Below are 13,040 nucleotides of genomic sequence, written 5' to 3'. Positions count from 1 at the left end.
CGCCGCGGATGCCAAGCTTCCTCGACTTCGAGAAACCGATCGCCGAGCTCCAGGGCCGGATCGACGAACTCCGCGACACCGCTGCCGAGGGCAGCGTCGACCTGGCCGCGGATATCGCGCGTCTCCAGGCCAAATCCGACAAGCTGCTGAAGGATACCTTCGCGCGGCTGACGCCGTGGCAGAAGGCGCAGGTCGCGCGCCATCCCGAGCGTCCGCACTTCAAGGACTATGTCGCCGCGCTGTTCGACGAGTTCGTCCCGCTCGCCGGCGACCGCGCGTTCGGCGACGACCAGGCGATCCTCGGCGGCTTCGCGACGTTCCGCGGGCGCAAGATCATGGTGCTCGGCCATGAGAAGGGCGACGATACCGCGAGCCGCCTCCGCCACAATTTCGGCATGGGCAAGCCCGAGGGCTATCGCAAGGCGATCCGCCTCGTCGAACTCGCCAACCGATTCGGCCTGCCGATCGTGACCTTGGTCGACACGTCGGGCGCGTTCCCCGGCATCCAAGCCGAAGAGCGCGGCCAGGCCGAGGCGATCGCGCGCTCGACCGAGGCCTGCCTCAACGCGGGCGTCCCGATCGTCGCGGCGATCGTCGGCGAGGGCGGCTCGGGCGGCGCGGTCGCGCTCGCCGCGGGGAACCGCGTGCTGATGTTCGAACACGCGATCTATTCGGTGATCAGCCCCGAAGGCTGTGCCTCGATCCTGTGGCGCACCGCCGACAAGGCCCCCGAGGCTGCCGAAGCGATGCGGATCACCGCGCAGGACCTGAAAGCGTTCGGCGTAATCGACGATATCGTCGCCGAACCGCTCGGCGGCGCGCACCGCGACCGAGCGACGGCGATCGAGTCGCTCGGCGACGGGCTGGCGGCGGCGCTCGCCGACCTCGCCGCGGTCGCGCCTGCCGATCTGCGCAAGGATCGCCAGGCCAAGTTCCTGAAGATGGGCCGGCTCTAACCGCGCATCGACCCGCGTCGCAACACACGAAAAGGGCGGCGGAACCGGAGTTCCGCCGCCCTTTTCGTCGCACATCGTGCAGGCGGGAAATTCGTCGCCGAATCGCCCGCCTGCGTCGTTGATTACGTGGTCGAGGTGTTGAGCTTGGTCGAGACGTTGTTGAACGTCTTGTTCAGGCTGTTGCCCAGGCCCTGCATCGCGGCGATCGCAGCGACGGCGATCAGCGCGGCGATCAGGCCGTACTCGATGGCGGTTGCGCCCTTGGAATTCTTGAAAAACTTGCGGATCGTCTTCATTCCGGTCTCCATCGTTGGATTGCTTCAGTGTCACCCGGCTGGACCGGACGGGCCGGATCAGCATCATGACCAATAGGTTCGGTGAGTTGAGAAAGGTTTAAGGCTCTAATTTTTCTGGTCAGAGCGGCCGAAGCCGCGCGGTGCCGCCTCAGCGCGCGGTCGAGACCTTGGCGTCGACCCGCCCCCACATGCCGGTGGTGGAGTTGGCGAGTGCGGTCAGCCCGACGACCATGGCGATCACGATCAGCGCGAGGATCAGGCCATATTCGATCGCGGTCGCGCCGCGTGTGGTACGCAACGCGCGCAGGAGCGTTCGACCGACGATCGCGGTCATGGAGGCGACAGGCTTCATGACCATCATCATAGCCTGAAGGGACTTAAGGAATGACCAACGACATACCTGATCGGGCTGCGCACCTGCTCTTGCCAGTGGTCGCAGCCGCGCTGGTCGATCTGGAGGGGCGGGTGCTTCTCCAGCAGCGGCCGCCGGGCAGGTCCTTGGCAGGGCTGTGGGAATTTCCCGGCGGCAAGGTCGAACCCGGCGAGACGCCCGAGGCCGCGCTGATCCGCGAACTCGAGGAGGAACTCGCGATCGTCGTGCCGCAGGCGTGCCTGGCGCCCGCCGCCTTCGCCAGCGCGGGGCTCGGCGATCGCCACCTGCTGCTGCTGCTCTACATCACGCGGAAATGGACCGGCGTGCCGCGTGCGCTCGAGGCGACCGCGTTGCGCTGGGTCCGTCCCGCGGAGATGCACGCGTTGCCGATGCCACCCGCGGATCGACCGCTGATCGGCTTGCTCGATGCGTTGATCTGACCGGCGCGGGGCGCTTTGCCCGGCGTCGGTGTCGCGGGTCGACCGGTGCTCCGAAACGGGACGGTCCAGCGCCAGCAGCGTCCCATACTCCGCCTTCAAAAAATGACACTTGATCTGGTTGTGATGATGCCGCAAGGCGGGTCTACCAGCGTACGTCCCCAAGACCGTACGTCGGTGTTGGACCGCGGCTCGCGCGAGTTATTCCCTTTTCTCGAGCGAGCCGCATCCGGTCACGCGCGCGCCCTCGCGCGCCGCTCCATGCAGCCTAACCGAAACGGCGCCGAATCCGATCATAGGATCCACGACAGACCGCAGTGGCGTACGCCGCGGTTGACGGGGACGACTGACCGGATATCGATGAATGTCCATGACAGGATTGCCCGGACGGTGGGGGTCAGGTGTGGCCGAGCGCGAGCCTGTCTGTCCGAACCCGCTGCTCGGCCGATGATCCAGCGCAACCGGGCCCGTCATCGTGCCTCCCCGCCGGGATAGACCGACAACGGGGTGCCAGCGCGGACCTGCTAGCGTGGACGGCGGCTAGCTTCCAACGCTGCGGCGCCATCGACGGTCATCGCGCTCCACTCGGCCTTGGTGTGACAGACCCTTTTCGGAAAGCGCGATCCCGTGGGCGTTTCGGATCGGCAGATCGGTTTCTCGGTCTGCGGACGCTGACCATCTGCGGCGGCTGCAGCAGGAGGGGCGGGGGGAGACTGGTGCGCAGCCGCGGCGGACGCCAGGAAGAGGACCCCTGCCACGGGCAGAGCCTTGAACTTGCGCATCGCCGTTTTCTCCGTTCGTATGGGTGGCCAACCTATTTGATTGACACCCGGAGGCAAGCGCATAATCGCCCCGACCGTCCCGCGATCGGCGCGACACCACGCGGACCCTGCCGTGAAACGCGGGGGGCTGGGTGAGGCGATGATCCGGCACGTGGCCGCGCTTCAACACGGCAACACCCCGTAAAGTCGCGCTCGGATCATACCGGCCGGACCATACCGGCGAGGCCGAAAGAGCGTGCTGAACGCGGACAATCGATCGATCGCAGATGGCCGGCGATGCGGCTAGGACGATTGCGGGGTGGGAAAGGGCGCGCTCGCGGCGCCGTCCGTGGACCATCGACCATCGACGATCGGCTGATCGTGCCCAATCGCTTGGAAAGGCTCGATAGAATATCAACGCTGGAGGCCCGACCGGGAATCGAACCCGGGTGCGAGGATTTGCAGTCCTCTACGTCACCACTCCGCCATCGGGCCCCGATGCGGACGGCGCCAATGCTTGGTTTTGCCAGCGCGGTCAACCGCGACGTGCGGCAGGCGATAAAATATCGCGTCTTCGCCGGTCTCGGACGCTTACGTGAGGGCGGGCAACGCCTTTGCGATGGTTCGATGCCGAAATGCGTGGCATTTTCAGCGACGTTGCCGGCTTTCGCTGCTAAAGAGCACCGCAGAGGTAGTGCCGTGGTCTTCCGCATGCGCCCTCGACGTCCCGCCCGCGACATCTTCGGTGTCACACGGGCGGGCGGGGCGTCTACACCCCAGATTCGGTCGATCTCGACCCGTGCGCGCATATCTCCCGCTTGGCGCAATCGCCGGGCCGCGATACATGTCGGCGCGACAACTAGTGTATTGCGCAGCTAAAACAGTTGTGCGACAGGATGGGTTATGACGACGATGAGCCTCGATACCGCGACCGCTGCTTCGGCCTACGACACCATGCGGCATGCGATGGTCGCGAGCCAGCTCCGCACCAACGCGGTCAACGACCAGCGGGTGGTTGCGGCGATGGCGCGGGTGCCGCGCGAGCAGTTCCTGCCCGACAACGTCCGTTCGATCGCCTATCGCGACACCGCGATCGCATTGGGTGGCGGACGATACGCCAATCTGCCGATGGCGACCGGCCGGTTGCTGACCGAAGCGTATCTGACCGCTACCGACCGCGTGTTGCTGATCGGTGCCGCGACCGGCTACACCGCCGCGGTGCTCAGCGAGATCGTCGGGTCGGTGGTCGCGGTCGAGAGCGACCCGGCGCTCCTGGCGATCGCGCGCGCCGCGCTGGCCGGGGTCGGCAACGTCGAACTCGTCGAGGCGCCGATGCACGAGGGTCATGCCAACGGCGCCCCCTATGACGTGCTGATCGTCGATGGTGCGATCGAGGCGATGCCCGATATGCTTGTCGCCCAGCTGCGTTCGGGAGGCCGAGTCGCGTCGGGCATCGCCGAGCGCGGGGTCACGCGGCTGGCGTCGGGACGCAAGACCGATGGCGGGTTCGCGCTCGCGGCCTTTGTCGATGTCGAATGTGTCGCGCTCCCCGGGTTCGACATCCCCAAACCCTTCAGGTTCTGAGCCTTATGATCACGCGCACCGCTCGTTTCCGCTGCTTGCTTACAAGTGTTGCGCTGATCTATAACGCTGCACCAGTGGGTGCGGACACGCTGCGCGAGGCGCTGGTCAAGGCGTACACCACCAACCCGATCCTCACCGGCCAGCGCGCGACGTTGCGCGCGACTGACGAGAATGTCCCGATCGCGCGCGCCTCGGGTCTGCCCTCGGCCAACGTGACGGGCGATTATACCGAATTCGTCGTGACCGCGGCGAACAGCTTCATCGCCCTGCCGCGCCAGGCGGTGGCGCGCGCCAACGTCTCGGTGCCGCTCTATCAGGGCGGCCAGGTTCGCAATTCGGTCGCCGCGGCCAAGACCCGGGTCGAGGCGGGCCGCGCGACGCTGCGCGGGACCGAGGCGGATTTGTTCACCAACGTCGTCGCCGCCTATATGGACGTGATCCGCGACGAGGCGATCGTCGGCCTGAACACGCAGAATGTCCGCGTGCTCGACGTCAATCTGCAGGCGAGCCGCGACCGGTTCCAGGTCGGCGATCTGACCCGCACCGACGTCGCCCAGTCGGAGGCGCGCCTCGCGCTCGCGCGGGCGCAGCTACAGTCGGCCGAGGCGCAGCTGATCTCGAGCCGGGAAAACTATATCCGCTATGTCGGCACGCCCGCCGGCACGCTCGAAACGCCCCCGACGCTCCCGCATCTTCCCGACAGCCCCGCCTCGGCGGTGACCGTCGCGATCGAGAACAACCCGGTCCTCATCGCCGCAGCGAAGGAGCGCGATGCGACCCGCTACGATGTCGGGGTCGCCCGCGCGAGCCGCCTGCCGCAGATCAGCGCGACCGGTTCGGCCAGCTATACCAACTATCTCGGGTCGGCCTCGACCACCAACGGCAGCGTCAATACCTTCCCCAACGCCAACAAGACCGTCCAGGGAGGCCTCTCCCTGACGCTGCCGCTGTTCCAGGGCGGTCGCCCCGCCGCGCAGGTCCGCCAGGCCGAAGCGTTTCAGAGCCGCGCGATCGAGAACGTCACCGCGACCGAACGCAACGTGATCTCGCAAGCGCGCTCCGCGTTCGCCGTCTGGCAGTCGTCGGAGCAGGTGATCCAGTCGTCCGAAACCGCGGTCAATGCCAACAAGCTGAGCCTTGAGGGTGTCCGCGCCGAGAACAGCGTGGGCACGCGCACGATCCTCGACATCCTCAATGCCGAGCAGGAACTGCTCAACAGCCAGGTGACGCTCGTTACCGCGCGGCGCGATGCGTATGTCGCCGGTTTCGCGTTGCTCGCGGCGATGGGGCAGGCCGAGGCGCGCGACCTGGGGCTCGATGGCGGCGTGCTCTACGATCCGGTCGCCAATTATCGGCGTGTCCGCCACAAGATCTGGGATTTCGGTGGCGATGGCGAGCCGGTGCCGGTCGCCACGCGGACCGCCCAATCGCCCGCGCAGGATGCGCATGTCCAGCCGCAACGCGATCCGTTGCTCGATACGCCGGTTGACAGGAACCCCGCCTTAACCACAGGTAAGGACGCGCCGAGCCGCCAATAGGGGTGTTGCGCGGCTACGGGGTTTGGGATGGTCCGGATGGGGGACGTGAACGGCGAGCCGTCGATGGAGGAAATTCTCTCGTCGATCAAACGCATCATCGCCGAGGAGGGTGATACGCCCGGCCGGTCGCGCCGTCCCGCGCGGACGAACGCGGCGCCGGCCGATCGCGACTCGGCCTATCACGAGCCCGTATATCGTGACGCCGCCTATCTCGACGACGAGATCGACGACGAAGAAATTCTCGAATTGAGCGATCCGATGCCGATGGTCGACCGTACGCCCCGCACGCCGAAATCCCCGGTCCTCACCTCGGTCGATGCCACGCCCGAACCGCGCCCGGCAGCGACCAAGCCGCAGCCCCACTCGCACACGCAGCACCAGCCGCAACCTGCGCCGGAGCCCATAGCCGAATCGATCGTCTCGCGGGAAACCGCCGCGGCAACGCGCGCGCCGCTCGAGGCGTTGACCCGGATGATGGTCAAGCCCGACACCAACAGCGACGGCACGCTCGAAGGGCTCGTGCGCGAAATGCTGCGGCCGATGCTGCGCGAGTGGATCGATGCGAACCTGCCAAACATGGTCGAGGACATGGTCGCGCGCGAGATCGCCAAGATTATGAACCAGCAGCCTTAATTCCCGCGCACCCCGCGCGGAACCAGCACGGTTCCGCCGGGGTTACGCTTAGCATGTCTGATCCGTGCGCGCAGGAACCAGTGGCCGGGATGGATCCGGCGGAAGCCCCCACACAAGGCGGGGAATGGCGCGGCTCTAACGAAGCCATCGTTCCGGCGAAGGCGGGCAGCGATATTTTCTTCGCCGCGGTGAAGACGACGCGGATGCCGATGGTCGTCACCGACCCGCATCGCCCCGACAACCCGATCATCTTCTGCAACGAGGCATTCTCGTTCATGACGGGCTATTCGCAGGATGAGATCCTCGGCTATAACTGCCGTTTCCTGCAAGGCCCCGAAACCGACCAGGCCGCGATCGACGAGGTTCGCGCCGCGATCGCCAAGCGCGAGGAAGTCGCGGTCGAGGTCCTCAACTATCGCAAGAACGGCTCGACCTTCTGGAACGCGCTGTTCGTGTCGCCGGTGTTCGGCGACGATGGCGAACTCCGCTATTTCTTCGCCAGCCAGCTCGATATTTCCCGTCGCCGTGAGGCCGAAGAAGCGCTGCACGAGGCGCAGCGCATGGAAGCGGTCGGCAAGCTGACCGGCGGGATCGCGCATGATTTCAACAATCTGTTGCAGGTCATCCAGGGCTATGCCGATATCCTCGACGCCCGGATCGGCCCCGACGACCGGTCGGCGCGACGCGCGGTCGATGCCATCTCCACCTCCGCGGCGCGCGCGGCGACTCTGACGCAGCAATTGCTCGCGTTTGCGCGCAAGCAGGAACTGCGCGATCGGCTGATGAACCTGAACCAGCTGATCGGCGATTTCCGGCCGATCCTCGAACGCAGCGTCGGCGCCGGGATCACGCTGAAACGCGACCTCGCATCCGATCTGTGGAATTGCCGCGTCGACCCCGTCCAGACCGAGATGGCGCTGCTCAACATCATCGCCAACGCGCGCGATGCGACCGGCGGTGCGGGCACCGTGACGATCACCACGCGCAACGCGGTGCTGCCCGAGGACGCCAGCGTCGCCAAGCTCGAACCCGGCGAATATGTCGTCGCCACGGTGCGCGACGACGGCCCCGGAATCGATCCGACGGTCGCCGAGAAGATTTTCGAACCCTTTTACACGACCAAGGAGATGGGGAAGGGCGCCGGGCTCGGCCTCGCCATGGTCTATGGCTTCATGCGCCAGTCGGGCGGGATCGCCGCCGTCCGGAATATCGAGGGCGGCGGCGCGGAATTCGCGCTGTATTTCCCCCGCGCCAGCGGCGCGGTCGAGCGCAAGCCCGCGGGCCCGGTCGCGCCCCGCGCGGGCGGCGCCGAACGCGTGCTGATGGTCGAGGACCAGATCGAGGTGGGCGAGCTCGGCAAGACCATCCTCGAGGATCTCGGCTACGAAGTCGTGCTGGTCGACAGCGCGCGCGCCGCGCTCGACACGCTGCACAGTGATTCGGATTTCCGGCTGTTGTTTACCGACATACTGATGCCCGGCGGCATGAACGGCGTTGCGCTCGCGCAGGCGGTGCGGCGCGACTATCCGCACACCGCGGTGCTGCTGACCACCGGATTCGCCGACGAGGCGATCGACGCTGGCAGCCGGTCGTTCGAGCTGATCCGCAAGCCGTATCGCCGCAACGAACTCAACGAGCGGATCCGCGCGGTGCTCGATAAGCCGGGCGCGCGGACGTGACGCTGGCCTAGCCCGGACACGCTCGCTAAGGCTTCCGCCATGAGCGAGCTTCCCAAAACCTTCGACCCCGCCTCCATCGAATCGCGCTGGTATGCGCATTGGGAGGCCAGCGGCCAGTTCCGCCCCGACCGCCCGAACGCGGAGCCGTGGACGATCGTCAACCCGCCGCCCAACGTCACGGGCAGCCTGCATATCGGCCACGCGCTCGACAACACGCTGCAGGACATCCTGACGCGCCACGCCCGCCTGAAGGGCAAGGACGCGTTGTGGGTGGTGGGCACCGATCACGCCGGGATCGCGACGCAGATGGTCGTCGAGCGCCAAATGGGCGCGATGTCCCCGCCGCAGAAGCGCACCGACCTCTCGCGCGAGGACTTCATCGCCAAGGTCTGGGCGTGGAAGGAAGAGAGCGGCGGCGAGATCACGCAGCAGCTCCGCCGGCTTGGCTGTTCGATGGACTGGGCGAACGAGCGCTTCACGATGGACGAGGGCTTTTCGAAGGCCGTCCTGAAAGTGTTCGTCGACCTGCACAAGCAGGGGCTGCTCTACCGCGACAAGCGCCTCGTGAACTGGGATCCGGGCCTCGGCACCGCGATCAGCGATCTCGAGGTCGAGACGCGCGAGATCAAGGGGAGCTTCTGGCACCTGCGCTATCCGCTGGCCGACGGTTCGGGCTTCATCGAGGTCGCAACGACGCGGCCCGAGACGATGCTCGCCGACATGGCGGTGGCGGTGAACGCGTCCGACGCGCGCTACACCGCGCTGATCGGCAAGCAGGTGAAGCTGCCGATCACCGGCCGGCTGATCCCGATCATTGCCGACGATCATGCCGATCCCGAACTGGGCTCGGGCGCGGTGAAGATCACGCCGGGGCATGACTTCAACGATTTCGAGGTCGGCAAGCGCGCCGGCATGGCCGCGGGCGCGATGCTCAACATGCTCGATGCCAAGGCGCGCGTCGTGCAGGTGTCCGACGGGCTGATCCCCGCCGATCTGCTCGGGCTGACGACCGCGGAGGCGCGCAAGGCCGTCGTCGCGCAGCTGAAGGCCGAGGGCTTCCTCATCCCGCATGTCGACAAGGACGGCGCCGAACACGACGCCGAGCCGCGCACGATCCAGACGCCGTACGGCGATCGCTCGGGCGTGGTGATCGAGCCGTGGCTGACCGACCAATGGTATGTCGACGCCAAGACGCTCGCCCAGCCCGCGATCGAGGCGGTGCGCGTCGGCGCGATCGATATCGTGCCGAAGACGTGGGAGAAGACGTTCTTCAACTGGATGGAAAACATCCAGCCCTGGTGCGTGTCGCGCCAGCTGTGGTGGGGCCACCAGATCCCGGCCTGGTTCGGGCCGGACGGTACGCCGTACGTCGCCGAGACGGAGGCCGAAGCGCAGGCGCTCGCGGGCTCAGGCGTGACGCTGGTTCGGGATCCGGACGTGCTCGACACGTGGTTCTCGTCGGCGCTGTGGCCGTTTGCCACGCTTGGCTGGGATGGCACCCAACCCCCGTTCGCCCTGAGCGAAGTCGAAGGGCCGGCCACGGGCGATGCCTTTGCGACCGGTGCTTCGACTTCGCTCAGCACGAACGGAAATGGGGGGCATCCTGGGTCCCAACTTGCGGGGCATTCTGCACCCCAATCCGGCGGGCGTCCTGGATCCCAACTCGGCGGCCGTTATCCCAACGACGTGCTGATTTCCGGCTTCGACATCCTGTTCTTCTGGAACGCGCGGATGATGATGCAGGGGCTGCACTTCATGAAGGACGTGCCGTTCCGCACGCTCTACCTGCACGGCCTCGTCCGCGCGGCGGACGGTGCGAAGATGTCCAAGTCGAAGGGCAATGTCGTCAACCCGCTCGGGCTGATCGACCAGTATGGCGCCGATGCGCTGCGCTTCTTCATGGCGGCGATGGAGAGCCAGGGCCGCGACATCAAGATGGATGAGAAGCGGGTCGAGGGCTATCGCAACTTCGCGACCAAGCTGTGGAACGCCGCCCGCTTCGCGCAGGCCAACGGCATCGTCGCGAGCACCACGCTCGAGGCGCCGCGCGCGGAGCTCGCGGTCAACAAGTGGATCATCGCCGAGACGATTGCGACCGTGCAGACGGTCGACCTGGCGCTCGCCGACTATCGCTTCGACGGCGCCGCCAACGCGATCTACCAGTTTGCGTGGAGCCGCTTCTGCGACTGGTATCTCGAACTCATCAAGCCGCAGATGGTCGGCGACGAGCGCGGCCAGATCGACGACGAATCGAAGGCGGTCGCGGGCTGGGTGCTCGACCAGATCCTGGTGCTGCTCCACCCGTTCATGCCGTTCATCACCGAGGAACTCTGGCACGCCATGGCCGATCCCGCCCACCCACGCGAGCACGACCTGATCGTCGCGCAGTGGCCGATGGCGGATGCGCGCTCGCTCGATCCCGAGGCGAGCAAGGAAGTCGACTGGCTGATCCGGCTGGTTCAGGAGATCCGCACCGCGCGCAACGAGCTGAACGTGCCACCGGGTGCGCGTCTGCCGCTGCACGTCCGTGACGCCAACGCGGCGACTCTGGCGCGGCTCGAACGCCAGGCGCCGGCACTCGCCCGTCTCGCGCGTGTCACGCATACCGAGGGCGAAGCCACCGGCGGCGCAGCGCAGGTCGTGGTCGACGAGGCGACCTTCGTCCTGCCGCTCGAAGGCGTGATCGATCTCGACTCCGAACGCGCCCGCCTGACCAAAGCGATCGCCGCGGCGGAGAAGGAGCGCGATGCGCTGTCCGGCCGTCTCGGCAACGCAAGCTTCGTCGAGCGCGCCAAGCCCGAAGCGGTCGAGAAGGCCAAGGCCGACCACGCCGACAAGGCTGCCGAAGCCGCGCGGCTGCAGGCGGCTCTGGGAAGGCTGGGGTAATCGCCGTCTGATCCTCCCCCGCCAGGGAGAGGTGGCAGGCGCCAGCCTGACGGAGGGGGCGGTAGGCGATACCCTTGGTTGCGTGTCCTCCCCCTCCGTCGCCTACGGCGCCACCTCCCCCTGGCGGGGGAGGATTGCAGGACGCGATAGCGATACGTTGCAGCTATCGCCTTCACCCCAGCGTTCGCCGGGGCGACGGCCGTTGGGACGCTCGACTGGCAAGGGTAAGTCGCCGCCGCCTTGTTCTCCCGCGAAGGCGGGAGCCCGGTCTGGGTCCCCGCCTTCGCGGGGAAACATGGAGCGCTACGGCCTGAGCGGGACCTGCCGACTTGTTCCCGCGTTCATTCCGCGGCTAGGCAGGAAAGCCTGTACGGGCGTCCACCCGTCTGCCGGAGAATACCGGACAATCCGGCCTGACGGAGTGACTGTGTGAGCGACCTGCCATCCAACGTCGAGACAAGCGCTCACGCGAACCCCAACTCCCAAACCCGCCCCGGCGGCAAGCCCGGCCAGCGCGACCTCACCACCGGGCATATCGGCCGCACGCTGCTCGCGTTCGCCCTACCGACGCTCGGCTCGAACATCCTGCAATCGCTCAACGGCTCGATCAATGCGATCTGGGTCGGGCGCTATCTCGGCGAGGGCGCGCTGGCCGCGACCTCGAACGCCAACATCATCATGTTCCTGACGTTCGGCGCGGTGTTCGGGTTCGGGATGGCGGCGACGATCCTCGTCGGCCAGAGCTTCGGCCGCCACGACATCGACGGCGCGCGCCGCGCGTTCGGCTCGGCGGTGGGGCTGGTGCTCGGCGGGGCGATCGTCATCGCCGCGCTCGGCTGGGTGTTCGCGCCCGAGATCCTGCAGCTGCTCGCGACGCCCGGCGACGCGATGCCGCTTGCGCTAGCCTATCTGCGCGTGATCTTCCTCGGGCTGCCCGCGTCCATGATGATGGTGCTGCTGATGATGGGCCTGCGCGGTACCGGCGATTCGATGACGCCGCTCTGGTTCATGCTGCTCAGCGCGATTCTCGACAGCGGGTTCAACCCGTTGCTGATCGCCGGGATCGGCCCGTTCCCGCAGCTGGGGATCGCCGGGTCGGCGATGGCGACGCTGATCGCCAGCCACGTCTCGCTGCTCGGGCTCGTGCTCTATATCTACCGGCGCGACCTGCCGCTGCGGCTGCGCGGGCCTGAGCTACGCTACCTGATCCCCGAGCGTGCGCTGACCGGCACGATCGTGCGCAAGGGCCTGCCGATGGGCGCGCAGATGCTGGTTATGTCGACCGCAGGCCTAGCGATGGTCGGGCTGGTCAACCGGCTCGGCGTCGATACCGCGGCGGCCTATGCGGTGTCGCAGCAGCTCTGGACCTATATCCAGATGCCGGCGCTCGCGATCGGTGCGGCGGTCAGCTCGATGGCGGCGCAGAATATCGGCGCGGGCCGCTGGGACCGGGTCGGCGATATCACCAAGTACGGCCTGCTCTTCAACATCGCGCTGACCGGCGCGATGGTCGGCGTGGTGATCCTGTTCGACCGTCCGGTGATGACGCTGTTCATCGGCGGCGACAGCCCGGCCTTGCCGATCGCGCGGCATATCCAGCTGATCGCGAGCTGGAACTTCATCCTGTTCGGCATGACGATGGTGCTGTTCTCGACGGTGCGCGCGAACGGCGCGGTGATCGCGCCGCTGATCGCGCTGATCATCGCGCTGTATCCGGTGCGGATCGGCTTTGCGCTGCTGGCCAAGCCGTGGCTTGGCGGCGATGCGCTGTGGTGGAGCTTCCCGCTGGGCTCGGCGGCGACGCTGGCGATCGCGATCGGCTATTATCGCTACGGCAATTGGCGCAAGGGCGCGCTGGTGGTGCCCGAGGACTGCGAGGAGGGCGCCCACGCGATGA

The 13,040-nt window shown here is 67.0% G+C and carries 10 protein-coding genes and 1 tRNA gene; 8 read left to right on the top strand and 3 right to left on the bottom strand.

Features of this window, described 5'->3' with window-relative positions:
* Window positions 1-8 precede the first annotated feature (8 nt).
* A complete protein-coding gene (locus ASE88_RS06590) occupies window positions 9-956 on the top strand; it encodes an acetyl-CoA carboxylase carboxyltransferase subunit alpha (RefSeq protein ID WP_056476847.1) in 948 nt (315 codons plus the stop codon).
* A gap of 122 nt (window positions 957-1,078) precedes the next feature.
* Here the strand turns inward: ASE88_RS06590 and ASE88_RS06585 are convergent, their stop codons facing one another.
* Both ASE88_RS06585 and ASE88_RS06580 read right to left on the bottom strand, forming a co-directional pair.
* The gene (locus tag ASE88_RS06585; RefSeq protein ID WP_055879343.1) at window positions 1,079-1,252 is read right to left on the bottom strand and encodes a Flp family type IVb pilin; all 174 of its coding nucleotides are present in this window, start codon (window positions 1,250-1,252) and stop codon (window positions 1,079-1,081) included.
* 148 nt (window positions 1,253-1,400) lie between these two features.
* On the bottom strand, window positions 1,401-1,604 hold the full coding sequence (locus ASE88_RS06580; RefSeq protein WP_055880452.1) for a Flp family type IVb pilin: 204 nt from the start codon (window positions 1,602-1,604) through the stop codon (window positions 1,401-1,403).
* Between the two features lie 32 nt (window positions 1,605-1,636).
* On the opposite strand from ASE88_RS06580, the gene ASE88_RS06575 reads away from it, so the two are divergent.
* Window positions 1,637-2,065, top strand: coding sequence for a (deoxy)nucleoside triphosphate pyrophosphohydrolase (locus tag ASE88_RS06575; RefSeq protein ID WP_055879345.1), 429 nt, complete (start codon window positions 1,637-1,639; stop codon window positions 2,063-2,065).
* 1,179 nt (window positions 2,066-3,244) lie between these two features.
* Here the strand turns inward: ASE88_RS06575 and ASE88_RS06570 are convergent.
* Window positions 3,245-3,318 (bottom strand) — tRNA-Cys (locus tag ASE88_RS06570).
* Window positions 3,319-3,726: 408 nt separating this feature from the next.
* Between ASE88_RS06570 and ASE88_RS06565 the strand changes: the two genes are divergently transcribed.
* The 6 genes from ASE88_RS06565 to ASE88_RS06540 all read left to right on the top strand — a co-directional run.
* A complete protein-coding gene (locus ASE88_RS06565) occupies window positions 3,727-4,407 on the top strand; it encodes a protein-L-isoaspartate O-methyltransferase family protein (protein ID WP_055879348.1) in 681 nt (226 codons plus the stop codon).
* A gap of 5 nt (window positions 4,408-4,412) precedes the next feature.
* Window positions 4,413-5,945, top strand: a complete 1,533-nt coding sequence (locus ASE88_RS06560) for a TolC family outer membrane protein (protein ID WP_056476844.1) — start codon at window positions 4,413-4,415, stop codon at window positions 5,943-5,945.
* Window positions 5,946-5,981: 36 nt separating this feature from the next.
* Window positions 5,982-6,578, top strand: coding sequence for a DUF2497 domain-containing protein (locus ASE88_RS06555; RefSeq protein WP_056477160.1), 597 nt, complete (start codon window positions 5,982-5,984; stop codon window positions 6,576-6,578).
* Between the two features lie 53 nt (window positions 6,579-6,631).
* Entirely contained in the window at window positions 6,632-8,257 is a 1,626-nt protein-coding gene (locus ASE88_RS06550; protein ID WP_082466329.1) for a histidine kinase famiy protein, read from the top strand.
* Window positions 8,258-8,296: 39 nt separating this feature from the next.
* A complete protein-coding gene (locus ASE88_RS06545) occupies window positions 8,297-11,143 on the top strand; it encodes a valine--tRNA ligase (protein WP_056476841.1) in 2,847 nt (948 codons plus the stop codon).
* Window positions 11,144-11,689: 546 nt separating this feature from the next.
* On the top strand, window positions 11,690-13,040 hold a 1,351-nt coding region (locus ASE88_RS06540), incomplete at its 3' end, for an MATE family efflux transporter (protein WP_082466367.1).

It is taken from the genome of Sphingomonas sp. Leaf38, assembly GCF_001421825.1.
GTDB lineage: Bacteria > Pseudomonadota > Alphaproteobacteria > Sphingomonadales > Sphingomonadaceae > Sphingomonas.
The sequence above is the reverse complement of the archived record's forward strand: the minus strand, read 5'-3'. Positions and strand labels throughout refer to the sequence as shown.